The 23970-nt window shown below is 70.5% G+C and carries 20 protein-coding genes; 10 read left to right on the top strand and 10 right to left on the bottom strand.

Annotated elements, in window-relative coordinates:
* Positions 1 to 29: 29 nt before the first annotated feature.
* The 9 genes from WDU99_RS16170 to WDU99_RS16210 all read right to left on the bottom strand — a co-directional run bounded on the left by WDU99_RS16170 (position 30) and on the right by WDU99_RS16210 (position 10264).
* Positions 30 to 1883, bottom strand: coding sequence for a BCCT family transporter (locus WDU99_RS16170; protein ID WP_337333498.1), 1854 nt, complete (start codon positions 1881 to 1883; stop codon positions 30 to 32).
* A gap of 95 nt (positions 1884 to 1978) precedes the next feature.
* Positions 1979 to 2296: a hypothetical protein gene (locus WDU99_RS16175; RefSeq protein WP_337333499.1), complete on the bottom strand. Its 318-nt coding sequence runs from the start codon at positions 2294 to 2296 to the stop codon at positions 1979 to 1981.
* 64 nt (positions 2297 to 2360) lie between these two features.
* Positions 2361 to 2885 carry a GbsR/MarR family transcriptional regulator gene (locus WDU99_RS16180; RefSeq protein ID WP_337333500.1) on the bottom strand — a complete coding sequence of 175 codons (525 nt, stop codon included), beginning with the start codon at positions 2883 to 2885 and terminating at the stop codon, positions 2361 to 2363.
* 12 nt (positions 2886 to 2897) lie between these two features.
* On the bottom strand, positions 2898 to 4547 hold the full coding sequence (locus WDU99_RS16185) for an ABC transporter permease (protein WP_337333501.1): 1650 nt from the start codon (positions 4545 to 4547) through the stop codon (positions 2898 to 2900).
* Positions 4544 to 5536, bottom strand: coding sequence for an ABC transporter ATP-binding protein (locus WDU99_RS16190; RefSeq protein WP_337333502.1), 993 nt, complete (start codon positions 5534 to 5536; stop codon positions 4544 to 4546). Before WDU99_RS16190 ends, WDU99_RS16185 begins: the two co-directional genes overlap by 4 nt.
* 50 nt (positions 5537 to 5586) lie before the next feature.
* A complete protein-coding gene (locus WDU99_RS16195) occupies positions 5587 to 7158 on the bottom strand; it encodes a molybdopterin-dependent oxidoreductase (protein WP_337333503.1) in 1572 nt (523 codons plus the stop codon).
* Positions 7159 to 7167: 9 nt separating this feature from the next.
* Complete coding sequence (locus tag WDU99_RS16200) at positions 7168 to 8394, bottom strand: multidrug effflux MFS transporter (RefSeq protein WP_337333504.1); 1227 nt, start codon at positions 8392 to 8394, stop codon at positions 7168 to 7170.
* A 3-nt stretch (positions 8395 to 8397) separates the two neighbouring features.
* The gene (locus tag WDU99_RS16205) at positions 8398 to 9735 is read right to left on the bottom strand and encodes an MFS transporter (protein ID WP_337333524.1); all 1338 of its coding nucleotides are present in this window, start codon (positions 9733 to 9735) and stop codon (positions 8398 to 8400) included.
* A gap of 97 nt (positions 9736 to 9832) precedes the next feature.
* A complete protein-coding gene (locus WDU99_RS16210) occupies positions 9833 to 10264 on the bottom strand; it encodes a MarR family winged helix-turn-helix transcriptional regulator (RefSeq protein WP_337333505.1) in 432 nt (143 codons plus the stop codon).
* A 102-nt stretch (positions 10265 to 10366) separates the two neighbouring features.
* On the opposite strand from WDU99_RS16210, the gene WDU99_RS16215 reads away from it, so the two are divergent.
* The 8 genes from WDU99_RS16215 to fgd all read left to right on the top strand — a co-directional run bounded on the left by WDU99_RS16215 (position 10367) and on the right by fgd (position 18088).
* Entirely contained in the window at positions 10367 to 11107 is a 741-nt protein-coding gene (locus WDU99_RS16215; RefSeq protein ID WP_337333506.1) for a copper homeostasis protein CutC, read from the top strand.
* Between the two features lie 44 nt (positions 11108 to 11151).
* Positions 11152 to 12018, top strand: coding sequence for an alpha/beta fold hydrolase (locus tag WDU99_RS16220; protein WP_420064023.1), 867 nt, complete (start codon positions 11152 to 11154; stop codon positions 12016 to 12018).
* Between the two features lie 142 nt (positions 12019 to 12160).
* Entirely contained in the window at positions 12161 to 13210 is a 1050-nt protein-coding gene (locus WDU99_RS16225; RefSeq protein ID WP_337333508.1) for a lipoate-protein ligase LplAB, read from the top strand.
* Complete coding sequence (locus tag WDU99_RS16230; RefSeq protein ID WP_337333509.1) at positions 13189 to 14184, top strand: DNA-methyltransferase; 996 nt, start codon at positions 13189 to 13191, stop codon at positions 14182 to 14184. The genes WDU99_RS16225 and WDU99_RS16230 overlap by 22 nt, the downstream gene beginning before the upstream one ends.
* Positions 14185 to 14322: 138 nt before the next feature.
* Positions 14323 to 15216 (top strand): LysR family transcriptional regulator, encoded by an 894-nt coding sequence (locus tag WDU99_RS16235; protein WP_337333510.1) that lies wholly within the window; start codon positions 14323 to 14325, stop codon positions 15214 to 15216.
* Between the two features lie 69 nt (positions 15217 to 15285).
* Positions 15286 to 16284: an LLM class flavin-dependent oxidoreductase gene (locus WDU99_RS16240; protein ID WP_337333511.1), complete on the top strand. Its 999-nt coding sequence runs from the start codon at positions 15286 to 15288 to the stop codon at positions 16282 to 16284.
* Positions 16281 to 17060, top strand: a complete 780-nt coding sequence (gene cofE, locus WDU99_RS16245; protein ID WP_337333512.1) for a coenzyme F420-0:L-glutamate ligase — start codon at positions 16281 to 16283, stop codon at positions 17058 to 17060. The genes WDU99_RS16240 and cofE overlap by 4 nt, the downstream gene beginning before the upstream one ends.
* Positions 17060 to 18088 carry a glucose-6-phosphate dehydrogenase (coenzyme-F420) gene (gene fgd, locus WDU99_RS16250; protein ID WP_337333513.1) on the top strand — a complete coding sequence of 343 codons (1029 nt, stop codon included), beginning with the start codon at positions 17060 to 17062 and terminating at the stop codon, positions 18086 to 18088. The genes cofE and fgd overlap by 1 nt, the downstream gene beginning before the upstream one ends.
* A 107-nt stretch (positions 18089 to 18195) precedes the next feature.
* On the opposite strand, the gene WDU99_RS16255 is transcribed toward fgd, so the two are convergent.
* A complete protein-coding gene (locus WDU99_RS16255) occupies positions 18196 to 19095 on the bottom strand; it encodes an LLM class flavin-dependent oxidoreductase (RefSeq protein WP_337333514.1) in 900 nt (299 codons plus the stop codon).
* A gap of 122 nt (positions 19096 to 19217) precedes the next feature.
* Here WDU99_RS16255 and WDU99_RS16260 point away from each other — a divergent pair, with 122 nt between their 5' ends.
* Positions 19218 to 22658, top strand: a complete 3441-nt coding sequence (locus WDU99_RS16260) for a bifunctional proline dehydrogenase/L-glutamate gamma-semialdehyde dehydrogenase (RefSeq protein WP_337333515.1) — start codon at positions 19218 to 19220, stop codon at positions 22656 to 22658.
* 189 nt (positions 22659 to 22847) lie between these two features.
* On the top strand, positions 22848 to 23969 hold the full coding sequence (locus tag WDU99_RS16265; protein WP_337333516.1) for an ROK family protein: 1122 nt from the start codon (positions 22848 to 22850) through the stop codon (positions 23967 to 23969).
* Position 23970: the final 1 nt, after the last annotated feature.

Genomic DNA, 23970 nt, shown 5'->3' on the forward strand with positions numbered 1-23970 from the left:
CACCCGGGCTCAGTGCATGACGTCGGCGCTCAGTCCTTGAGGAACGGGCCCGCGTCCTGCTCCTGCACGTCGGGGTCGTCGAGGCCCCTCAGATCGTCCTCGTCGACCAGGTCGTCGATGTCGAGCGTCGACGGCGAGGCGTCGACGTGGCTCTCGATCGAGAGCGCCGCGGGGCTGATGCGGATCGGGTCGGTCGGCGCGACCGGCAGGCCGAACCGCCGCTGGAGGCGGCGCATCCAGCGTGGCTGCGAGCCCAGCACCCCGGACTCGTCGTGGGCTTCGACCTCGAGGCCGTAGTACTCGCCGATCCGGTCGATGAATGCCGCACGCTCGGCCTTCGCGTAGGCGCGACGTTCGCGAGTGAACGCGACGACGGTCGACCAGCAGATCAGCAGCATCACCACGCTGAACGGCAGGGCGATCGTGATCGCCGCGGTCTGCAGAGCGGTCAGGCCGCCGGCCAGCAGCAGCGCGATCGCCAGCAGTGCGGTCGCCGCCACGAAGAAGGTGCGGATCCAGCGCTTCGGCTCGGGCTTGCCGCCCGTGGCGATCATGCCCATCACCAGGGCTCCGGAGTCGGCCGAGGTGATGAAGAAGATCGCCAGCAGCAGGATCGCCCCCACGCTCACGATCGCCGAGCCGGGCACATTCGCGAGCATCGCGAACAGCGCGCCCTGCAGATCGACCTCGCCGTTCGGTCCGGTGAGAGTTCCCGGGTTCGCGAGCTCCATCGACAGCGCCGATCCGCCGAGCACGGCGAACCAGAGGATGCCCAGCAGCGTGGGCACCAGGATGACGCCGATCACGAACTCGCGCACGGTGCGGCCCTTCGAGACCCGTGCGATGAAGATGCCGACGAACGGCGCCCACGAGATCCACCAGCCCCAGTAGAACGAGGTCCAGCCGGCCTGCCACTGCTCGCCGGCCTCGCCCTGAAAGGCGCTGACGTTGAACGACAGGCCGACGAAGTTCTGGATGTAGTAGCCGATCGACTGCACGAAGTCGCGTAGCAGGAACTCGGTCGGACCCACCGCCAGCAGGTACAGCACCAGGATCCCGGCGAGCACGAGGTTGATGTTCGACAGCCACTTCATGCCCTTGGTGACGCCGGAGAGCACGGACATCAGCACGAACACCGAGATCACGAGGATCAGGATCACCTGGGTCGTCTCGTCGGGGTCGGCGAATCCCGCGGAATGCAGTCCCGCGCTCATCTGCAGCACGCCGAGGCCCAGAGACGTCGCGACGCCGAAGAGGGTGCCGACCAGGGCGATCACGTCGATCGTGTGGCCCCAGCCGCCCTCGACGCGCTTGCCGAGCAGCGGCTCGAGCGTCCATCGGATCGAGACCGGGCGTCGACGTCGATGGATCGCGTAGGCGAGAGCCAGACCGATGACCACGTAGATCGACCAGGCGTGCACGCCCCAGTGCAGGTATGTCTGTCCGAGTGCGGCCTGAGCGAGCTGCTCCGGCGTGCCGGTGACACCGGGCCGCGGGTTCGCGAAGTGGCTGAGCGGCTCGCTGACGCCGTAGAACACGAGGCCGATGCCCATGCCCGCTGCGAACAGCAGCGAGAACCAGCTCATCAGCGAGAATTCGGGTTCCTCATCGTCGCGACCCAGCTTGATGTCGCCGAAGCGACTGAACCCGAGGAACAGCGAGAACGCCACGAAGAACGCGGCGATCAGCACGTAGTACCAGTTGAACGCGTTGACGATCGTCGTCTGGACGGCCTGGAAGGCCGCCTCGGCGACCTGCGGGAACAGCAGGGTGAACGCGACGAAGGCGATGATGATCGCTGCCGCGGGCCAGAAGACCCAGCGCAGCACCTGCGGTTCACGCTTGCCGGAGTCGGTGGTCGGAACTGCGTCGTGTCCGCTCATGCCCCCAACGTAGCCAGATGAGCCGCCGGGCGACAGAGCGGGCCCGCGAGTCGCCCGAACGTGCGAGCGGCAGCGCGCCCTCACCGTCGCCAGGCTCAGGCGGGGGTGTCGTCCGGGTCGAGGGACTTCAGGGCATCCCTCTCGAGGGCGGTGTCGGCGGTCAACTCGTCTTCGGTGATCTCCGTGCCCCCGAGCGGCGCATCGCCTGCGTCCGGCGGAGAGTCGCCGGTCTCCCGGGCGGATTGGGCTGCATCGTCGGCCGCTTCCTCCGCGTTCTCGGCGGGGTGCATGCCGCGCTCGCGCGGCATTCCGCTGCCGCGCGGGTCCTGCCCCGGCACGTGGGGGAACTGTGCGGTGCCCGCTGCGTCATCCCCGGCTGCGTCATCCCGGGCGTCGTGCTGTCTCTCGCTCATGTCCGGCACGGTACCCGGAGTGCGCACCGGGCCGAACGCCCTTGACAGGCGCCCGGCTGCGGGCTCAGCCAGGCATGCGTCGCCCGGCGCGCAGGGTCTCCCACTCGTCGACCAGCTGCGGCATGCGCCGTGACATGAAGCGGAAGAACTCCGCCATCTCATCCGCGCGCTCCCTCGCCGCGTGGTCGTCGGCGTGTGCGGCCCCGATGCCGTCGATCAGATCGGCCAGCCGGTCGTACAGTGGGGAATTGCCGGCCATCACCGTGTACCAGGCGTCCGAGACGATCTCATAGCGGGCGAGACGGTGGTCGGGTCGGGTGATGCGGCGGATCACGTGCACGGTCTGCAGATAGCGCACCGCTCCCGACACCGCGGCGGCGCTGACGCCCAGTCGCTCGCCCAGTTCGCCGGCCGTGTACCCGTCGGCGGGTGCGGCGATGAGCGCCATCATCACCCGCGCCGGCATGCGGGGGAACCCCACGGCCGACATGGCGGCGGCCGCGCTCTCGGCCGCGTCCACGCCGAGATGCGCGGCGTTCGGCGGCGGTTCCGCGTCGGGCGCGCGGCGCGGGCCGTCGGGGTGCGTCATCCTGTCATCCTCTCAGGCGGTCGGGTGCAGTTCGCGACGGCGCATCAGCACGAGGGATGCCAGGATGCCGGCGGCCGCGGCGGACAGCATCCACCAGCCGCCGTCGACGTCGATCGCGCCGTCGCCCAGCGTGGGCGCCTGCGCGAACGGCGAGAGGCCCGTCAGCCAGTCCGGCATGGAGAACAGCGGTCCGAACAGTCCGACCGTGAGGGCGATGAGCACCAGCATCCACCCGACCACGATCGTCGCCCGGGGAACAAGCACGAACACCAGCGCGGTGACGGCGAGGAACACGCATGCGGCGACCGCCTGCCCGATTCCGGCCACGGCGGCGTGCTTCAGCAGCGATGCATCGCCGCCGAAGGATCCCAGCGCCGATCCCGCGAGCGCAGCGGCGATCACGATCACCACAGCGAGCAGCGCGACCACGATGTGCGCGGCAAGCCAGCGCACGCGGTCGACCGCCGTAGCCAGCACCGGTTCAGCCGTGCCGTGCGCTTCCTCCTGGCGCGCACGGCACACCGTCTGCACGGCCGCGCATGCGGCCAGCACACCGATCATCAGGTAGAAGGTCACCACCATCCCCTCCTCGAGACCGCCCTGCTTCGACAGGGCCTCGAAGACCTGCTGCACCGAGTCGATCCTGGTGCCGAGCTCGTTCACGGCCGACGCGAGGCCCACGGCCAGCAGACCTGAGATCAGCCCGCCGATCGCCCAGCCCAGCGCCGACCCGCGGGCCAGTCTCCATACCAGGCCGACAGGCGAGCCCAGTGATGCTGCGGCCCAGGTGCGGCCGTGCCGCTGCGGCACGACGCCCTCGCCGACGTCGCGCACCGACTGCACGGCGAACGCCACCGCCGTCAGGACGGCGCCGACGACGATTCCCAGCACTGCGGGCCAGACGGCGTCGTCCGCGTACGGACGGGTGTTGCCCGCCCATCCGAACGGTGACAGCCATGCCGGCCAGCTGCTCTCCATGCGGGTCAGATCGTCGCTCGGCGTGCCGAGGGCGTTGCCCAGACCCGCCACGACGTACGTGGCGACGAGCACCCACACCGCGAGCGAGTTCGCTCCGCGCGAGGTGCGCATCAGCTGCGCCGCGAGCAGTCCGATGCCGAGGAAGCACAGACCAACGGATGCGGTGGCCAGTCCGGCCACCCAGGAGCCGGCCGCCGGGTAGCCGGCGCCGATGTACACGAGAGTGACGAGCACGAGGATCGCGAGGTTCGCGATCACGCCGTGCACGACCGTGGCGCTCAGCGGCGCGACCCGGGCTGCGGGTGTGGCCGCGACGAGCTCGCCCCTGCCCGGCTCCTCCTCTGCGCGGGTGTGCCGAACGGCCAGGAACGTGCTCATGAAACCGGCGAGCATCGCCAGGAACGGCAGGATCAGGAACAGCGCCACCTGGGCCTCGCCCGCGCCGGACGGCAGCCCGCGGAACAGCAGGATCACAGGATTGGCCATCACGGTGGCGAGCACGGCCACGCGGTCGGACTCGGTGCCGAACGATTCGGCGACGCCGCCGACCGCCGCTGCCGCCATCGCCGCTGTGCCGAGGATCCACAGCGGCACCTGCACGCGATCGCGACGGATCAGCAGCCGCAGCAGTGGCATGAGCACGCGGGGTCGCGCCGCTGTGGGGACGGCGGCCGCGCTGGTCATCGCCGGTCCTCCTGGCGTCGTCGCTCGCGTCGGGTCGCGGGGCCGCTGACGGCGGCGTCCCCGTCGGCATCCGATCCGTTCTCGAGCGCGGCGAGATCGTCGCCGTAATGCCGCAGGAACAGCTCCTCCAGCGAGGGCGGCTCGATCCGCAGGCCGTCGACGGCGCGCCGGGCGAGCTCGGGCAGCACCGCGGCCACGTGGTCGCTGTCGACCGTGAAGCGGGCGCGTCCCTCGTGCACGATGCCGTCGTGGGCATCGGGGATGCCCGCCAGTGCGTCTGCGGAGGTCGCGTCGAACGAGATCTCGGTGCGGGTGAGATGCCGCAGATCGGCCAGAGTGCCGCTCTCGACGATGCGGCCCTCGCGGATGATCGAGACGCGGTCGCAGAGCTGCTCGACCTCGCTCATGATGTGACTCGAGAGCAGCACGGTCGCACCGGCTGCGCGCACGCGGGTGATCTCGCGACGGAACATCACCTCCATCAGCGGGTCGAGTCCGCTGGTGGGCTCATCGAGGATGTAGAGCTCTGCGGGAACGGCCAGGGCGGCGACGAGAGCGACCTTCTGCCGGTTGCCCTTCGAGTAGGAGCGCCCTCGCTTCTGCGGATCGAGTTGGAATGCCTCGAGAAGCCGCAGCTTCTCGGCGCGATATGCCGGATCATGGGTGCGTGCGCCGCGCAGGCGGGCGAGCAGGTCGATGACCTCGCCACCCGACAGATTCGGCCACACGCTGACATCGCCGGGCACATAGGCGATGCGGCGGTGCAGGCGGGCGGCGTCGTACCAGGGGTCCGCACCGAAGACGGTCGCCTCGCCGCCCGAGCGGCGGGCGAGGCCGAGCAGCACGCGGATGGCGGTGGACTTGCCGGCGCCGTTCGGCCCGAGGAAGCCGTGCACCTGACCGGACCGCACTTCGAGATCGAGCCCGGCGAGGGCGCGCACGCGACCGTAGGTCTTGGTCAGCCCCTGCGTGCGGATGATGGTGTCCATGCAGCGGAAGATACACCCAATTCATGAATTTGTGAATAGCGTGCAGCGAGTCAGTCGACCGTGACCGTGACCTCGTGCCACCCGGTCGCGCCGTCCGGCGCAGGAGCGGCGGATGCCCCGGTCTGGGCGTTGCCGTCCGCATCGATGGCCCGGCAGCGCAGCACGTGTTCTCCGGGGTCGGCGCGCCAGGGCATCCGCCATTGCACCCATGTGTCATCGGAGATCGCGGAGGCGAGCTCGGCACGCTGCCACGGCCCGCCGTCGACCTGCACCTCGACGCCCGTGATCGCCGTGCGCGGCTGCCACGCGACCCCCGCGATCACGGCGTCGCCTGCGGCGACGCGTGCGCCGGAGCGGGGCACGTCGATGCGCGACTGCAGCTTGATCGGTCCGCGCGCCGACCAGCCGCGATCGGTCCAGTACGCGCGGGCCTGATCGAATCGCGTGACCTCGAGATCGGTCACCCACTTGGTCGCCGACACGTAGCCGTACAGTCCGGGCACGACCATCCGCACCGGGAAGCCGTGCGCGAAGGGCAGCGGCTCGCCGTTCATGCCGATGGCCAGCAGGGCATCGCGGTCGTCGGTCAGCGCCTCGAGCGGGGTTCCCGCGGTGAAGCCGTCGACCGAGGTCGACAGCACCATGTCGGCGTCGGGATCGGGCTGTGCCCTGGCCAGCAGCTCGCGGATCGGGTAGCCGAGCCACACTGCGTTGCCGACGAGTCCGCCGCCGACCGGGTTCGATACGCACGAGAGCGTGACGGTCGTCTCGATCAGCGGCAGGGCGAGCAGCTCGTCCCAGGTCAACTCCACTTCTTCGGCCACCATGCCGTGCACCCGGAGCCGCCATTGGCTGGGGTCGACGGTCGGCACGATCAGTGCCGTGTCGATGCGGTAGAAGTCCCGGTTCGGGGTGATCAGCGGGGTGAGCCCCGGCACGTCGAGCGCGGCACCGGCGGGGATCGCCGGCGCCGATTGAGCGGGTCGCGGCAGTCGGATGGCCTCGCGCACGATCGTCACCGCGGTGGATCCGGCGCGGGCCAGCGATCCGCCCACGGCCATCGCGACGCCGATGGCGGCGCTGCCGGCGGCCCACGCGAGGAAGCGCCGCCGTGACGGCGCGGTCGCCGCAGCGGTGTCGTCGTCGACGATGCCCGGTGCGACAGCATCCGATGTCTTGGCGATGTTCAGCAGCGTGCGCAGGGTGAGCGCGGCGAGGGCACCGGCGAGCACCGAGGGCAGCCACGACAGCAGCCCGGCCCCGGGCCGGGTGAGGGAGAGGATTCCGACGCCTGCACCCAGCACCGCGAAGACGACGACCCCGGTGTACCCCCGACGCGCCTCGGCGATGCCGGCAAGCGCCGCGAGCGCCAGCAGGACGATGCCGATGCCGATCAGCAGGGCCTGCTTGTCGGCGGTGCCGAACCAGGCGATCGCAGTGTCCTTCGCCCAGGTGGGCGCGATGTCGATCAGCGCGCCGCCGATCACGGCGAACGGGCTCGACGACGGCGCCATCAAGGCTGCGACGAGCTCTCCGGCGCCGGCTCCCAGCAACGCGGCGGCCACACCGGACACCGCCGCGGTCGCGTTCGACGCGACGGCCTCCCTGCCGTGACGGGTCATGCTTCCAGGCTACGAGCCTCGCCCGCCCGGCGCGCGCCCTGTTCGCGAAGCGCTCGGCCCGCCATGCCCGCGCGCTGACCCGATCAGCAGCAGCACCAGGGAGACGGCGAACGCCCCCACCATGGTGGCGCCGAGCACCGTGGCCGAGACCCCGAACATCGACACCAGCGGCGGCACCAGCGCGCCCAGCAGCATCGAGAACGTGCCGAGCACGGCCGAGGCGGAGCCAGCGCCGCGGGTGATGCGTCCCAGCCCGATCGCGGTCAGTGAGGGATTGTTGATCCCGTGCGTCGACATGGCCACGAACAGGGGCGCCAGCAGCCAGGGCAGCGGCGATTCCAGCATCCCCGCTAGCAGCACTGCGACCGATGCGGCGGTCGCGAGCGACAGCGACCAGCGCAGCACCACCCGGCCGGGTGTCCGTCGTGCGAGTCGCCGGTTGAGGTTGGCAGCGGCCATGATGCCGATCGAGTTCACCGCGAACACCAGGGCGAAGCCCTGCGCACTCAACCCGTATTGCTGCTGCAGCACGAACGGCGACATCTGCAGGTATGAGAACAGGGCCACCGACGCGAGGCCGAGGGTCACCGCCGTGAGCATGAACGACCCGTTCGACAGCGCGGCGCCGATCCCCCCGAAGTCGTTGCCGATGCCGCCGGTCGTGCGCTCCTGTGCCTCGAGCGTCTCGGGCACGCCGAACACCGCGACGGCGAGCAGCAGCAGCCCGATCACCGCGAGGGTGATGAAGACGCCCCGCCAGTCCGAGAACGTCGCCACCGCGCCGCCGACGAGCGGTGCGAGCACGGGGGCGGCGCCCATCACGGCCGCGAGGGTCGAGTAGGCGGCCACGGCCTCGGCCCCCGAGAACAGGTCGTGCACCACCGCGCGGGCGATCACCATGCCGGCCGCACCGCAGAGTCCCTGCACGATGCGGACGCCGATGAGCACTTCGATCGTCGGGGCGACCGCGCACAGCACAGATGTGATCGCGAAGCCCGCGATCGCCAGGATCAGCGGCATCCGACGTCCGTACCGGTCGCTGATCGGCCCCCACAGTAGCTGCCCGAAGGCGAGCCCGATCATGCAGGCGCTCATCGTGAACTGAGTGAGCGACTCGGATGCCCCGAGATCGGCGCCCAGCTGCGGCAGCGACGGCAGGTAGACGTCGAGCGAGATGGGGCCGAACGCCGTCAGGGCGCCGAGCGCCAGGATCAGCGACCGCGGATGCCGGCGCACCGATCAGCGTCCGCTCTTGCCGGTCCCCGGCAGGCGGATCGGCGAGGTCGCGGCGACCTTCTCGTCGAAGGCCTCCGGATCCATCGCCCGCACCACCGAGACCGGACGGGTCTCGTCGAGCGTGAGCCGGAACCGGGCGCCCTCGCTGCGGTGCAGTCGACCCGACCACAGCATCCACGCGGCTCCGATCCCGAACGCGACGATGCCGGCGATGCCGCCGACCACGATCGCGGTGCGCGCCGAGAACGCGTCGACGATCCATCCGGCGATCGGGGCGCCGATCGGGGTCGAGCCCATGATCACGGCCATGTACAGCGCGAGGACCCGGCCGCGCAGCGCGGGATCGGTCGTCGTCTGCACGTACCCGTTCGCGGTGGTGAGCATCGAGACGGTCGAGAAGCCCACGAACACCAGCACGATCGCATAGGTCACGTACGTGGGCATCGACGCGGAGACGACGGATGCCACCCCGAACCCGCCCGCGGCGAGCACGAGCACCCGCACGCGCGCGCGGTCGCGCCGGGCGGCCAGCAGCGCGCCGGCGAGCGAGCCGATCGCGAGCACCGAACTGAGCAGGCCGTAGCCGTCAGCGTCCTTGCCGAACTCCAGCGCCATCGTCGACGCGAAGATCGGGAAGTTCATGCCGAAGGCGCCGATCAGGAACACCATGACGAACACCACGACGAGATCGGGGCGTCCCCACACGTAGCGGAACCCCTCGGCGAGCCCTCCGGTGCTGCGGTCCTTCGGCCGGGACCTGAGTTCGTGCATCCGCATCAGCAGCAGTGCGACGATCATCGCCAGGAAGGTCACGGCGTTGGCGACGAACACCCAGCCCGTGCCGATCAGCACGATCAGGAAACCGCCGACGGCCGGTCCCACCAGGCGCGCCATGTTGAAGGACGCCGAGTTGAGGGCGACCGCATTCGACATCTCCTCGAGACTGACCATGTCGGAGACGAAGGCCTGCCGGGCAGGGGCGTCGAAGGCGTTGGCGACGCCGAAGGCGGCCGCGAAGCAGAACATCAGCGGCAGGGTCATGACGCCGGTCAGCAGCAGGGCGGCCACGCCCAGAGCCAGCATCATCAGCACGCTCTGGGTGACGAGCAGCACCCTGCGGCGATCGAACCGGTCGGCGACCCACCCGGTGAGGCTGACGAGAAGCAGCGGCGGGCCGAACTGCAGTGCCATCGTGACGCCCATGGCGGTGGCGTCGTTGTCGGTGAGCTCGGTGAGCACCACCCAGTCCTGGGCGGTCGCCTGCATCCAGCCGCCGACATTCGAGATGATGCCGCCGAGGAACCAGGTGCGGTAGTTGAAGTTGCGGAACGACCGGAACATGGCGCTCATGCGTCGGCCGACCTCTCCTGCTGGGCAGGGGCCACGCGCCCCGAGGCTCGGCGCGACGCGCCAGCGGCGCGGTGAGAGGGCGTGGGGATCATGCGTCGGCCATCCGCTTCAGCAGCGCGGCGGCCTCGCGCAGCACCGACAGCTCGTGCGCATCGAGGTCGGCCTCGGTCATCATGTCGGCCAGCCGCTCCTCGCGGCCGCGGATGGTCTCGGCGACGACGTTCTCGCCCTGCGGAGTGATCTCGACGTGCACCCGGCGGCGATCGTCCTCGTCGGGGATGCGCACCACGAGACCCAGTTCGGCGAGGCCGTTGACCGTGGCGGTCATGGTCGGTGCCGTGACGCGCTCGTGCTCGGCGAGGCGGGAGAGGGTTCGCCGGCCGTGCACGCGCAGTGCGCCCAGCGCGGCGAGCTGCGCGTCGCTCAGCGTGTCGACCGCGCGGATGCCGCGCAGGCGTCGGGTCAGCCGGAAGACGGCGTAGCGGAGCTCGGAAGCAGTGGCGAGGAGATCTTCGGTCATTACTTAGATAGTCTAACTAAGCTTTTCGCTGATGGGGTGACGGCGGATGAAAATAAAGCCCACATCTTGACGGCAGAGGCGAACGTCCTGAAAATCGTTTTCATGCCCCTTGCGCTCGAGCTCGCCGTCCAGGACCCCGCAGGAATGCGCATCGCGCGAGAGGCGGGCGCGGCGCGCGTCGAGCTGACGCAGGCCCTCTCACTGGGCGGACTCACGCCCTCGCAGGCGACGATCGAACTCACCCGCGAAGCGGCGGGGGAGTCGGGGCCGCAGGTTCACGCGCTGGTGCGCTCACGTGCGGGCGACTTCCACTACGACGACGACGAGATCGCGCTGATGGTGCGCGACGTGCGCCTTGCGCTCGCCGCCGGTGCGCATGGGGTGGTCGTCGGATGCCAGGACGCGGACGGCACGCTGAACCGAGACGGTCTCGCCCGGCTGGTGGATGCTGCCGCCGGCGCCCCGGTCACCCTGCACCGCGTGATGGACACCACCCCCGACCCCGTCGCTTCGCTGCGGATCGCTCGGGATCTCGGCATCGGCCGGGTGCTCACCTCGGGCGGCGCCTCGCGCGCGATCGACGGACTCGACGTGCTGCGCGCGCTCGTGGCCGAGGCCGCCGGCGACATCGATGTCATGGCCGGCAGCGGCATCACAGCATCCGACGTCGCCGCCATCGCCGCCACCGGCGTCGATGCGGTGCACTTCTCGGCCAAGCGCTCCGTCGTCTCCCGCGGCACAGTGCGCATGGGCTCCGCCAGCGATGGCGTCGGCGGCTACGAGGTCACCGACCGCGACGCCGCGCTCGCCGTCGTGGCGGCGCTGGCTCCGATATCGGCCTGACCACGCACGGCTGCCGACCCTCGTAGACTCGGGCCATGGTCGCCATGAGAACAGCGGAGTTCGTCGACGCCTACGGGATCTCGATCGTGTACGACGTGTACGAGGCCGAGGGCGTACCGCGCGGCGTGGTGCAGCTGCTGCACGGGGTCGGCGAGCACGCCGGCCGGTACGGAGCCGTCATCGAAACGCTCACTCGGGACGGCTTCCACGTCTACGCCGACGACCACCGCGGACACGGGCGCACGGGCATAAGGCAGCACGGCGGACCGGACAAGCTCGGTCGACTGGGGCGCGGCGGTCTGCACGCGGCCGTGGAGGCCTGCTGGCAGCTCACTGAGCTCATCCGTGCCGAGCGTCCCGACCTTCCGCTGGTGCTGATCGGCCATTCGTGGGGATCGTTCCTGTCGCAGAAGCTGCTCAATCGGCATCCCGAGGCCTACGACGCCGTCGTGCTCACCGGGTCGGCGTACCTGACTCCTGCGCACCTCAACGCGGCTCCGCTGAACGCGCGCTGGAAAGGACCCGACGCGCACGGACTCGAGTGGCTCACGCGCGACCCGGCCGTCTGGCAGGCGTTCCGTGACGACCCCCTGACCACAGAGGTTCCGCTGCTGAAGCTGTTCGGGCCGATCGAGGCGGCGAAGCTCTACGGACGGCCCGCGAAGGACCTGAGCGCGAAGGGCGGGCACAGTGTGCCGGTGCTCCTCATGGTCGGTCGCGACGACCCGGTCGGCGGCCCGCGCAGCGTGCACAAGCTCGCCGACGCCTACCGCAACCGCTCGGGGCTCACCGACGTGACGACGCTCGTGTACCCGGATGCCCGGCACGAGCTCTTCCACGAGCTGCAGGCCGACGCCGTGCGCTCCGACCTACTGGCGTGGCTGGACGCCCGCATCCCTGCGCGGACCTGAGGCGCGCGGCTCGGGCACTGTCGTCGCCGCCCCTGCTTGTCGCCGCCGCCCCTACTCAATTGCGTGAACCAACGGGGGCGGGACCGCTCAGCGGGGGCGAGGATGCGGGAGCCGTCTCGCCTGCGCGGCTTAAGCTGGTCACGTGCATGGTGAGTACAAGGTTCCCGGTGGAAAGCTCGTCGTCGTCGACCTCGAGGTGCGAGACGGGCTGATTCGCGACTTCCGGCTCGCGGGCGACTTCTTCCTCGAGCCCGACACGGCGCTCGAGGCGATCAACGCCGCCGTCGAGGGGATGCCCGTCGAGACCGACGCGACCACGATCGCTGCGGCCGTGCGCGCGGCACTGCCCGAGGGCGCCCAGCTGCTCGGCTTCTCGCCCGACGCGGTCGGCACGGTCGTGCGCCGGGCGCTCGTGACCGCTCCCGGCTGGCGCGACTTCGACTGGGAGATCGTGCACGAGAAGGCCGTCTCGCCGCGACTGAACCTGGCGCTCGACGAGGTGCTCACCGCCCGCGTCGGCGAGGGGCGGCGCCGTCCCACCCTGCGCATCTGGGAGTGGGATGAGTCGGCCGTCGTGATCGGCTCGTTCCAGTCGTACCGCAACGAGGTCGACCCCGAGGGGGCGGCGAAGCACGGCTTCGACGTCGTGCGCCGCATCTCGGGCGGCGGCGCGATGATGATGGCCGCCGGGCAGATCATCACCTACTCGCTGTACGTGCCGGCATCCCTCGTGCAGGGCATGACCTTCGCCGACTCGTACGCCTTCCTCGACGACTGGGTGCTGCAGGCCCTGCGCTCGATCGGCATCGACGCCACCTACCAGCCGCTCAACGACATCGCCTCGCCCACCGGCAAGATCGGCGGCGCCGCGCAGAAGCGCCTCGCCAACGGCGGAGTGCTGCACCACGCGACCATCTCGTACGACATCGACGGGCAGACGATGACCGAGGTGCTGCGCATCGGCCGCGAGAAGCTCAGCGACAAGGGCACCACCTCCGCCGCCAAGCGCGTGGACCCGCTGCGCACGCAGACCGGCATGGAGCGCGCCGAGATCATCGAGCGGTTCAAGGACACCTTCCGCTCGCTCACCGGCGCCGAAGACGGCGCGATCACCGACGACGAGTATGCGGAGGCCGAGGCGTTGGTGGACTCGAAGTTCGCCACCGAGGCATGGCTGCACCGCGTTCCGTGAGCCAGCCCCTTCCGGCTCCTCAGCCCGCGCAGCGAGACGAAGGACGCGTCACGATCATCGAGGGCGACAACCTCGCGGCCGCGGCGACACTGGCATCCGGTTCCTTCACCCTGATCTACCTCGACCCGCCCTTCAACACCGGACGCGCTCGGGAGCGGCAGGTGCTCACCACCCGCCGGCTGTCCGAAACTCCGGAGAAACCTGCCGATCCAGCCCTCGAACTCCCCGTTTCGGGCGATTCGGCCACAGATCTCCGGAGTTCTGCACCGGATGCCGAACCGGAACCCGGTCCGGAGATCCGCCGCGGATTCCACGGACACACGTACGAGCGGGTGCGTGGCGTGCTCAGCACCTACGACGACCGCTTCGACGACTATGGCGACTTCCTCATGCCGCGGCTGGAAGAGGCCTGGCGGCTGCTCGCCCACGACGGCACGCTCTACCTGCATCTCGACTACCGCGAGGCGCACTACGCGAAGGTCATGCTCGATGCGGTCTTCGGCCGGGACTGCTTCCTGAACGAGCTGATCTGGGCGTACGACTACGGCGCCAAATCGCGCAGTCGGTGGCCCACCAAGCACGACACGATCCTGGTGTACGTGAAGACGCCCGGCGGGCACGTGTTCAACTCCGAGGCGATCGACCGCGAGCCGTACATGGCGCCGGGGCTCGTCACGCCCGAGAAGGCCGCGCGCGGCAAGCTGCCGACCGACGTCTGGTGGCACACGATCGTGCCGACGACCGGCCGCGAGAAGACCGGGTACCCGACGCAGAAGCCCGAGGGCGTTCTGCGTCGCATCGTGCAGGCATCCAGCCGTCCCGGCGACAGAGTGCTCGACCTGTTCGCCGGCTCGGGCACGACGGGCGCCGTGGCATCCGCGCTCGGCCGCGACGCCGTGCTCGTCGACGACAATCCCGAGGCGGTGCGGGTGATGCGGGAGCGGATGCCGCACGCCGAGGTCCGCGCGCTCTGAGCGTCGCGACCCGGGAACGAATGCAGGGAGTTTGAACGCTTGTGCCGTGATTCGTCGGTGTGTCGCCCTGCAAGTGTTCAGATGACCTGCATCCGTTCCGGGATGGGGCAGGTGACCCCGCCGAACTAGGCTGGGCTCGTGTTCGAGCTGCGACGTCTGCGCCTGCTGCATGAGCTGTCGCTGCGCGGCACCATCGCCGGGGTGGCGGCGTCGCTGTCGTACAGCCCGTCGACGGTGTCGCAGCAGCTCGCACTGCTGGAGCGCGAGGCGGGCGTCGCCCTGCTCGAGCCCGACGGGCGCCGGGTGCGGCTGACGCCGGAGGGGCGGATGCTGGCAGAGCACGCAGCCCGTGCGCTCGAGCTCGACGAGGCCGCGCGAGCCGCGCTCGCCGCTCCGGGCGCTCTCGAGCCGGTGCGGCTGGCGGCCATGCCGACCGCGGCCGAGACGATCGTGCCCGCAGCCCTCACGCTGCTCGCGGAGCGCGTACCGCAGCTGCGGGTGGAGCTCGATGAGCTCCCGCCCGAGGAGAGCCTGTTCGAGCTGTCGGCCCGGCGCTTCGACCTGGTGATCGCCGAGCAGTACCCGGGCCATACGCGCGAGGTGCATCCCGGCGTCGAGCACCGTCTTCTCGGCGAGGATCCGATCCGCATCGTGCTCTCACCCGACGAGCAGCCCGCGCCGCTGGCGTCGCTGCACGACCGCGCCTGGGTGATGGAGCACGCGGGCACGGCGGCCCGTCAGTGGGCCGTGCAGCAGTGCCGTGCGGCCGGGTTCGAGCCGGACGTGCGGTTCGAGGCATCCGATCTCACCGCGCACATCCGGCTGATCACCGCCGGACACGCGGTCGGGATGCTGCCGGACCTGATCTGGGGCGACGAGCCCAGCGGCATGAGCCTGGCGCAGCTTCCCGGCACGCCGGTGCGCGAGGTGTTCACCGCGGTGCGCACGGCGGCACGGGCATCCGAGAGCGTCACCCTGGTGCGCGCCGCGCTCGCCGAGGCGTTCGCCTCGCACCGCCGCGTCGCGCCGTAGCACGGCAGCGCGGTCGCACGGCAGCGCGGTAGCGTGAGCGGAGATCGGATCCGAAGAGGAGGGCAGCACGTGGAGGTGCATTTCGTCGCGGCGCTGGAGCGGCTCGAACCATCGGATGCCGTCCGTCTGGCGGCCCTCGCCGACGAGGCCGGCTTCGCGGGAACGGTGCTCGCCGACAGGTTCCAGCCGTGGCTGCCCCAGCAGGGCAACGCCTCGTTCGTGTGGGCGATCGCGGGTGCCGTCGGCCAGCGGACGACGGGCGCGGTGACGGTGTCGGCGGTGCCGGGGTATCGGCAGCATCCGGCTTCCGTCGCCCAGGCCTCGGCCACGCTCGCCGCGCTCTGCGCGACCGATGAGAACCCCGACCGGCATCGCCTGCTGCTCTCGGCCGGCGACGCGATCGACGAGCACGTCGTCGGCGGATACTGGCCCGAGGCGCACGAGCGGGCCGCGCGCCTGTTCGAGTCGGCCGAGATCATCCGCAAGCTGTTCAGCGGCTCGGCGAAAGGCAACGATGTGCGGCACGCCGGTGCGCACCACCGGCTGGAGACCTCGCGGCTGTGGACGATGCCGCCCCGCCCGCCCGGGGTGCAGGTGTGGGCCGGCGGGCCGATGACTGCACGCCGTGCCGGACGCGAGGGCTTCGGCATCGTCGTCCAGACCGCTCCGCGCGAGCGGCTGCAGGCCCTGCTGCGCGCCTTCCGCGATGGTGCCCGCGAGGGCGGTCACAGGCCCGGCCGCACCACCGCGCACGTCCAGCTGTCGTGGGCGCCGACCGATGATCAGGCGCTCGAGAACGCCCTGACCGACTGGCCGATGGCCGGCCTGCGCTTCCCGCGTGGTGACATCCGCTCGCCCTTCGACGTGGTGCAGCTCGCCCGTGCGGTCACCGCTGATGACATCCGCGCGCGTATCCCGGTGAGCGCCGATCCCGCCGTGCACGCGGCGCACCTGCGCTCACTCGCCGCCCTCGGCTTCGACACCGCGCACGTGCACAACGTGGGTCGCGCTCAGGATGCTTGGCTCGAGGCCTATGCGCAGACGATCGCCCCCGAGGTGGGCGCATGATCTCCGTCTGGGCGCTGCCGGGCATCCCCGAGGTGCAGTCGGGCGACGATCTCGCCGCGCTGATCCTCGCCGCACTCGACGAGACCCCGCTCGAGGACGGCGACGTGCTGGTGGTCACCTCGAAGATCGTCTCCAAGGCCGAGGGGCGCATCGTGCAGGCCGAAGATCGCGAGGCCGCGATCACCGCCGAGACCGTGCGCGTCGTCGCGACGCGTCCCCGCGCGGACGGCGGCATGACGCGGATCGTGCAGAACCGGCTCGGCATCGTGGGTGCGGCTGCCGGGGTGGATGCCTCGAACACGGCATTCGGCACGGTGCTGCTGCTGCCGCTGGATCCGGATGCCAGTGCGCGCCACCTGGCCCGCGCACTGCGCGCCGCGACCGGCGCCGAGATCGGCGTGATCGTCAGCGACACCCTGGGCCGTCCGTGGCGGGACGGTCAGACCGACATCGCGATCGGCGCGGCGGGCGTGCACGTGTTCGATCGGCTCAGCGGCGAGGTCGACAGTGCGGGTCGCCCGCTGGTCGTGACGCTGCCGTGCATCGCCGATGAGCTCGCCGCTGCCGGCGACCTCGTCAAGGGCAAGCTCAGCGGATGCCCGGTCGCCGTCGTCCGCGGAATGGGCCGCATCGTGGGCAGGTTGGAGCTGCCGGGGGCGGCGAGCATCGTGCGCGATGCGGCCAAGGACATGTTCCGGCTCGGGGCCGACGAAGCGTACCGGATGGGTATCGAGGTCGGTCGCGCACAGGCACGCACCGATGAGGAGGAGATCTGATGCTGAAGCTGGGTTACAAGGCGTCTGCGGAGCAGTTCGGTCCACGGGAGCTGGTGGAGATCGCTGTCGCGGCGGAGGGCCATGGGTTCGAGTCGGTCGCGGTGAGCGATCACTTCCAGCCGTGGCGGTTCACGGGTGGGCACGCGCCGTTCTCGATCGCGTGGGCGGCGGCCGTGGGGGAGCGGACGTCGCGGATCCTGATCGGGACGAGTGTGATGACGCCGACGTTCCGGTACAACCCGGCGGTGATCGCGCAGGCGTTCGCGACGCTGGGGGTGCTGAACCCCGACCGGGTGTTCCTCGGCGTCGGCACGGGTGAGGCGCTGAATGAGATCGCGACGGGGTTCCGCGGTGCGGGGGAGCAGGAGTGGCCGGAGTTTCGTGAGCGGTTCGCCCGGTTGCGGGAGGCGGTGCGCCTCATGCGGGCGCTGTGGAAGGGCGACCGCGTCTCGTTCGAGGGCGACTACTACTCCACGCACGACGCATCGATCTATGACGTGCCCGATGGCGGTGTGCCGGTGTACATCGCGGCGGGCGGTCCGCTGGTGGCGAAGTACGCCGGGCGTGCGGGGGATGGGTTCATCTGCACCTCGGGCAAGGGCCGTGAGCTGTATGAGGACAAGCTGGTGCCGGCGGTGAAGGAGGGCCTTGCGGCGTCGGGGCGGGAGTTCTCGCAGATCGATCGGATGATCGAGATCAAGATCTCGTACGAGGAGACGGCGGATGCTGCGCTGCAGAACACGAAGTTCTGGGCGCCGCTGTCGCTGAGCAAAGAGCAGAAGCACGACATCACCGACCCGATCGAGATGGAGCAGGCCGCCGATGCGCTGCCGATCGAGGAGGTCGCCAAGCGGTGGATCGTCGGCACGGACCCCGACCAGGTGGTCGCGCAGGTGAAGGACTACGTCGACTGGGGCTTCAACCACCTCGTCTTCCATGCCCCCGGCGATGATCAGGAGCGCTTCATGACCCTCTTCGAGCGGGATCTCGCACCGAGGCTGCGAGCGCTCGAGGCGCCCGGGGCCTGACGTTCGCCCTCACTTCCCCTCGCCGACACCCCCACCTCTCGTCGACACCCCCAGGTGCGGGCGCCGATACGCAGGGGTGTGGGCGAGTACTGGGGGTGTCGGCGAGCTCAGGCGCCGCGCTCGGCGGTAACCAACGCACGGGTGGCCGGAGCGACCTCCTGCCCGAACAGCGCGATCGCGTTCGGGTCGTCTCCGGCGAGGATGAACGTGCTCATGCCGTACTCCAGCGCGAGCACGGCCAGCTGCTCGGCCCACTGTGCGGGCGGGCCCACCAGCAGCTGCTGGCTCGGCTCGGCGGCGAAGCGCCCATTGACGTTGACCAGCCGACGGATATCCCGCGGGTCGCGTCCGGCACCCACGGCGGCATCGTCGATCCGCGCGTTCGAGTCGGTGAGCTGGTCGAGGCCCTTCATATAGCCGAGCGAGGGCAGCCAGCCGTCCGCCTTGCGGCCGATCAGGCGCAGCATCCGCGGTTTGAGCGCACCCAGCCAGATCTCGATGTCGTGCGCCGGCGCCGGTCCGCGCTTGGCGCCGACGACCTGATGGTGCTTGCCGTCGACCACCAGGCGCTCGGGGTTCCCGGCATCCCAGATGCCGCGGATGATGTCTATGCCCTCCTCGAGCGCCGTCACCGACTCGCCCGGAGCGAGCCGATCGCCGCCCATCGCGACGATCGGGTCCCAGAACCCGCCGGCGCCGAGCCCGAGCTCGATGCGTCCGCCACTGAGCAGATCGAGACTCGCTGCGGCGCGCGCGAGCACCGCGGGACCGCGCAGCGGAAGGTTGATGACATTGCCCGAGAGTCGGATGCTGCTCGTCTGCGCGGCCACGTAGCTCAACAGTGTCCAGGTGTCGAGAAAGCCCGGCTGGTAGGGGTGGTCCTGGAAGGTCGCGAGGTCGAGACCGGCCGCTTCGGACGCCTGTGCCAACTGCACCGCGTGCTGCGGAACCTGGTTGGTGGGAGTGATGAAGGTTCCGAAGAGGAGCTCGTGGCCGTAGTCCGTCATAGTGGCTCGTAACGCCCGGATGACGTGGAAGCTTCCCGCTCGCCGAAGCATCGATGACTTCGAATGGTAACCATCGTTAATGATCGCTTTTCTTTATGAGTCGCAGGTCGCATCCTGAGAGCATGACCACCCCCGTGCTTCCCGCCTCCGACACCCACGCCGAGCTGGCCGCGCTCGCCGACGATGCCGTCGCGCTTGTGCGCCAGTGGCTGATCGAAAGCCGCGAAGTGCCCGTGGATGCTGCCGCGCAGCGTCTCGCGGGCGTGCTGCGCGATGAGAACGGCCTCGACTTCACCGTCGGCTTCGTCGATGGGGTCGTGCGCCCCGAGGATACCAAGGTCGCCGCGCGCAAGCTGCGCGAGCTCGTGCCGCTCACCCCAAAGTTCCTGCCGGCACCGCTGCGCGGGGCGATCGCGCTCGGTGGCGCATTCGCGCCGATCCTGCCGGGCATCGTCGTGCCGATCAGCCGGCGCGTGCTGCGCGGCATGGTGCGCCACCTGATCGTCGACGCCCGTGATGCCCAGCTGAAGTCGGCCATCCGCCGCATCCGGTCGGCGGAGAACGTGCGCCTGAACGTCAACCTGCTCGGCGAGGCCATCCTCGGCAAGGAGGAGGCGAAGCGTCGCCTCGCCGGCACGCGTCGCCTGCTCGAGCGCGACGACGTCGACTACGTCTCGATCAAGGTGTCGTCCACCGTCGCCCCGCACAGCCCGTGGGCGTTCGACGAGGCCGTGACCGATGCCATCGAGGCGCTGCGCCCCCTGTACGAGGTCGCCAAGAAGAACGGCACCTTCATCAACCTCGACATGGAGGAGTACAAGGACCTCGATCTCACCATCGCGGTCTTCACGGGCATCCTCGATCGTCCCGAGTTCACGAACGTCGAAGCCGGCATCGTGCTGCAGGCCTACCTGCCTGATGCCCTCGGCGCGATGATCCGTCTGCAGGAGTGGGCGGCCACCCGCGTCGCCGCCGGCGGCGCGCCGATCAAGGTGCGCGTCGTCAAGGGCGCGAACCTGCCCATGGAGACCGTCGACGCCGAAGCCCACGGCTGGGAGCTGGCGACCTGGTCGTCCAAGCAGGAGTCGGATGCCTCGTACAAGGCCGTGCTCGACTACTCGCTCACCGCGGAGCGCGTCAAGAACGTGCGCATCGGCGTCGCCGGGCACAACCTCTTCGACATCGCCCTCGCCTGGCTGCTCGCCGAGAAGCGCGGCGCCACCCCCGGCATCGAATTCGAGATGCTGCTGGGCATGGCGTCGGCGCAGGCCGAGGTCATCAAGCGCACCGTCGGCTCGCTGCTGCTGTACACGCCGGTCGTGCACCCCGACGAGTTCGACGTCGCGATCGCCTACCTGATCCGCCGTCTCGAAGAGGGCGCGAGCCACGAGAACTTCATGTCGGCGGTCTTCGACCTCGACTCCGACCCGAAGCTGTTCGAGCGTGAGAAGCAGCGCTTCCTGGCATCCATCGCCACGATCCCCACCGAGGTGCCGGGCCCGAACCGCACCCAGGACCGCTCGGCCCCCGCCGAGGCGGCGCCCCGTGACGGCTTCCTCAACACCCCCGACACCGACCCGTCGCTGGCCGCGAACCGCGCCTGGGCCGACGGCATCCGCGCCCGCATGCAGAGCTCGACCCTCGGCGATGACACCGTCGCGGCCAATACGCTCAGCACCGCCGAGCAGGTCGACGAGCGCATCGCGACCGCCGTCGCGGCCGGTGAGGCCTGGCGTGCGCTGGGCGCTGCCGGTCGTGCCGAGATCCTGCACCGCGCCGGCGACATCCTCGAGGCGCGTCGCGCCGACCTGCTCGAGGTGATGGGATCCGAGGCCGGCAAGGTCGTCGAGCAGGGCGATCCCGAGGTCTCCGAGGCGATCGATTTCGCGCACTACTACGCCGAGAGCGCGAAGAAGCTCCAGGGCGTCGACGGCGCGACCATGCAGCCGGTCGGCCTCACCGTGGTCACCCCGCCGTGGAACTTCCCCGTCGCGATCCCCGCCGGCTCGACCCTGTCGGCGCTCGCGACCGGCTCGCCGGTGATCATCAAGCCCGCCCGTCAGGCCCGCCGCTCGGGGGCTGTCATGATCGAGGCGCTGTGGGAGGCCGGCGTGCCGCGCGACGTGCTGCAGTACGTGCAGCTCGACGGCCGCGAGCTCGGCACCCAGCTGGTCAGCGACCCGGCCGTCGGCCGCGTCATCCTCACCGGCGGCTTCGAGACCGCCGAGCTGTTCCGCGGCTTCCGTCAGGACCTGCCGCTGCTGGCCGAGACCAGCGGCAAGAACGCGCTGATCGTCACGCCGTCCGCCGACCTCGACCTCGCCGCCAAGGACGCCGTGTACTCGGCGTTCGGCCACGCCGGACAGAAGTGCTCGGCGGCATCCCTCGTGGTGCTCGTCGGCTCGGTCGCGAAGTCCGAGCGCTTCCGCCGCCAGCTGCTCGACGCCGTCAGCGCCTACGAGGTCGGCGACCCGAGCGTCGGCTCCACCCGTATCGGTCCGCTGATCGGACCGGCCGAGGGCAAGCTGCTCGGCGCCCTGACCGAGCTGCACCCCGGGCAGTCGTGGATGCTCGAGCCGAAGAAGCTCGACACCGACGGTCAGCTGTGGCGTCCTGGCATCCGCGAGGGCGTGAAGCCCGGCAGCGAGTTCCACCTGGTCGAGTACTTCGGACCGGTGCTCGGCGTGATGACCGCCGAGACCCTCGACGAGGCCATCGACATCGTCAACGCCATCGAGTACGGCCTCACCTCGGGCCTGCACTCGCTCGACGAGGCGGAGATCCAGCTGTGGCTCTCGCGCATCGAAGCCGGCAACGTGTACGTCAACCGCGGCACCACCGGAGCGATCGTGCAGCGCCAGCCGTTCGGCGGCTGGAAGAAGGCCGCCGTCGGCGCAGGCTCCAAGGCCGGTGGCCCGAACTACCTCGTCGGCCTGTCGGAGTGGTCGGATGCCCCTGTCTCGACCACCCGTCCGCTGGATGAGCTGGGTCTGTCGGCCGTGAAGCTGGTCGACGGTGACGACGCTGCGTGGCTGCGCGGCGCGATCGCCACCGACATCGACGCCTGGGCGGACGAGTTCGGCATCGTGCGCGACGCCACCGGCCTGGTCACCGAGCACAACGCGCTGCGCTATCAGGCGATCCCCGCCGCGATCCGCTTCGAGGGCCACCGCGTCGCCGAGCTGATCCGCGTGGCCGCTGCCGGTGTGCGCGCCGGCTCCCGCGTCACGGTGAGCACGGCATCCGCACTGCCGACCCCTGTGGTCACCTGGCTGGGTGCGCATGACGTCGTCGTCGTCACCGAGGATGCCGAGGCCTGGGCCGTGCACGCACGCCGCCTGGCCGCGTCCGGTGGGCGGGTGCGCATCGTCGGAGCGGATGCCGGTGCGACAGCATCCGCCGTCGACGGCTCGCCGAGCCTGGCGATCTACGCGAACCCGGTCGTCGCGGCCGGCCGCGTGGAGCTGCTGACGTTCCTGCGCGAGCAGGCCGTCTCGGTCACCGCGCACCGCTTCGGCACCCCGCACCGCTACGAGATCCCGCTGCTCGACCCGGTGCGCTGAGCCGCGCTGCGCCGCCCGTCTGCCGAGATCAGGTCGTCGGCCCGAGAACAGGCGAATTTCAGTCGGAATCCACCTGATGCAATGCTGATCGCCTGATACGGGCCGGGGAACACATTTCCCCGGCCCGTCTGTCTCTCGACCGCCGAGCGCCTCGTGGGATACTGAACGCCGACGAAGGCGAGGATGCACGTGGCGAGACCCCCGGCCCGCGCGCAGATCACTGCGCGCGCCGCGAACGCGAGGGCGATCCTCGATGTACTGGCGCTACGAGGTCCCCGCACCCGGGCCGAGCTCATCCGCGACACCGAGCTTCCGAGGACTTCGGTGAGCAATGCGCTGCGACAACTCGACAGCCGGGCGGTGACCGTGGCCGATCGCGAGACGCGAGGATCGGCGACCGCACGGGTGGCATTGAACCCGCGGCTGGGTTTCGCGGCCGCCGTGCACATCGAGCACCATGATGCGCACGTCGCGCTGGTCGACGCGGGAGGGGTGGTGCGCGCCGAGGCGCATGCCCCGCTGTCGGTCGCATACGACCGCGTCGACGTCGTCTCGGCACTGATCGAGGAGTGCACGGCCGGGGTCGCGCCGGTGCACACGGCCGTCGTCGGCATGCCCGGGATCGTCACCAGGGACGGCGCGATCCGCGATGACACCGGTCCCGACGGGGGCGTCTTCCGTGCGGCGCTGGCCGAGCGACTCGGATGCCCGGTGCGTCTCGAGAACGATGTGAACCTCGCGGCGCTCGCCGAACTCGGTGGTCCGCTGGGTGCCGATCACACCAGCTTCGCGCTGCTGCAGCTCGACTCAGGGCTGGGAGCGGGCCTGGTGCTCGACGGCGTCCTGCATCGCGGGGCCTCCGGCGTGGCCGGTGAGGTGCAGTACGTGCCGCAGACGCCACTCCCGCTGGGGGCGCCGGTCGTCGGTGACGTGGTCACCTCCGATCTGGCGCGGGATGCCGGCCTGGACCCCGACCTGTCGCTGCTCGCACACCTCGAAGAGGCGGGCCGCGGAGACGAGGCCGCGCACGGCGTCGTCCGTGAGATCGCACGCCGCATCACGGTAGTCGCGGGCACGCTGACCCTCGTCATCGACCCAGGTGTGTTCGTGCTCGGTGGTCTGGCCGCGCACCCCGTGATGGTCGCCGCGATCCTGGAGGCAGCCCAGATGTACGAGAACCTCCTGGTGCTGAGATTCGAACCCTCGGCATTCGGCCGCGAGGCGTCGCTCGTCGGCGCCGCCGCTGAAGCCGCCGCCGAGCTGCGTGCCGGCCTGGCGTCCGGAACCACACCCCACGAGCGGAGGCCCTGAC

Origin of the sequence: Microbacterium bandirmense, from assembly GCF_037204185.1 — a bacterium.
GTDB classification, from domain to species: Bacteria; Actinomycetota; Actinomycetes; order Actinomycetales; family Microbacteriaceae; genus Microbacterium; species Microbacterium bandirmense.

Excerpts from the sequence above, each read along its gene's own strand:
- WDU99_RS16170 (WP_337333498.1), bottom strand. The coding sequence starts at position 1,883 with ATGAGCGGACACGACGCAGTTCCGACCACCGACTCCGGCAAGCGTGAA.
- WDU99_RS16175 (WP_337333499.1), bottom strand. The coding sequence starts at position 2,296 with ATGAGCGAGAGACAGCACGACGCCCGGGATGACGCAGCCGGGGATGAC.
- WDU99_RS16180 (WP_337333500.1), bottom strand. The coding sequence starts at position 2,885 with ATGACGCACCCCGACGGCCCGCGCCGCGCGCCCGACGCGGAACCGCCG.
- WDU99_RS16185 (WP_337333501.1), bottom strand. The coding sequence starts at position 4,547 with ATGACCAGCGCGGCCGCCGTCCCCACAGCGGCGCGACCCCGCGTGCTC.
- WDU99_RS16190 (WP_337333502.1), bottom strand. The coding sequence starts at position 5,536 with ATGGACACCATCATCCGCACGCAGGGGCTGACCAAGACCTACGGTCGC.
- WDU99_RS16195 (WP_337333503.1), bottom strand. The coding sequence starts at position 7,158 with ATGACCCGTCACGGCAGGGAGGCCGTCGCGTCGAACGCGACCGCGGCG.
- WDU99_RS16205 (WP_337333524.1), bottom strand. The coding sequence starts at position 9,735 with ATGTTCCGGTCGTTCCGCAACTTCAACTACCGCACCTGGTTCCTCGGC.
- WDU99_RS16210 (WP_337333505.1), bottom strand. The coding sequence starts at position 10,264 with ATGACCGAAGATCTCCTCGCCACTGCTTCCGAGCTCCGCTACGCCGTC.
- WDU99_RS16215 (WP_337333506.1), top strand. The coding sequence starts at position 10,367 with ATGCCCCTTGCGCTCGAGCTCGCCGTCCAGGACCCCGCAGGAATGCGC.
- WDU99_RS16220 (WP_420064023.1), top strand. The coding sequence starts at position 11,152 with ATGAGAACAGCGGAGTTCGTCGACGCCTACGGGATCTCGATCGTGTAC.
- WDU99_RS16230 (WP_337333509.1), top strand. The coding sequence starts at position 13,189 with ATGGCTGCACCGCGTTCCGTGAGCCAGCCCCTTCCGGCTCCTCAGCCC.
- cofE (WP_337333512.1), top strand. The coding sequence starts at position 16,281 with ATGATCTCCGTCTGGGCGCTGCCGGGCATCCCCGAGGTGCAGTCGGGC.
- fgd (WP_337333513.1), top strand. The coding sequence starts at position 17,060 with ATGCTGAAGCTGGGTTACAAGGCGTCTGCGGAGCAGTTCGGTCCACGG.
- WDU99_RS16255 (WP_337333514.1), bottom strand. The coding sequence starts at position 19,095 with ATGACGGACTACGGCCACGAGCTCCTCTTCGGAACCTTCATCACTCCC.
- WDU99_RS16260 (WP_337333515.1), top strand. The coding sequence starts at position 19,218 with ATGACCACCCCCGTGCTTCCCGCCTCCGACACCCACGCCGAGCTGGCC.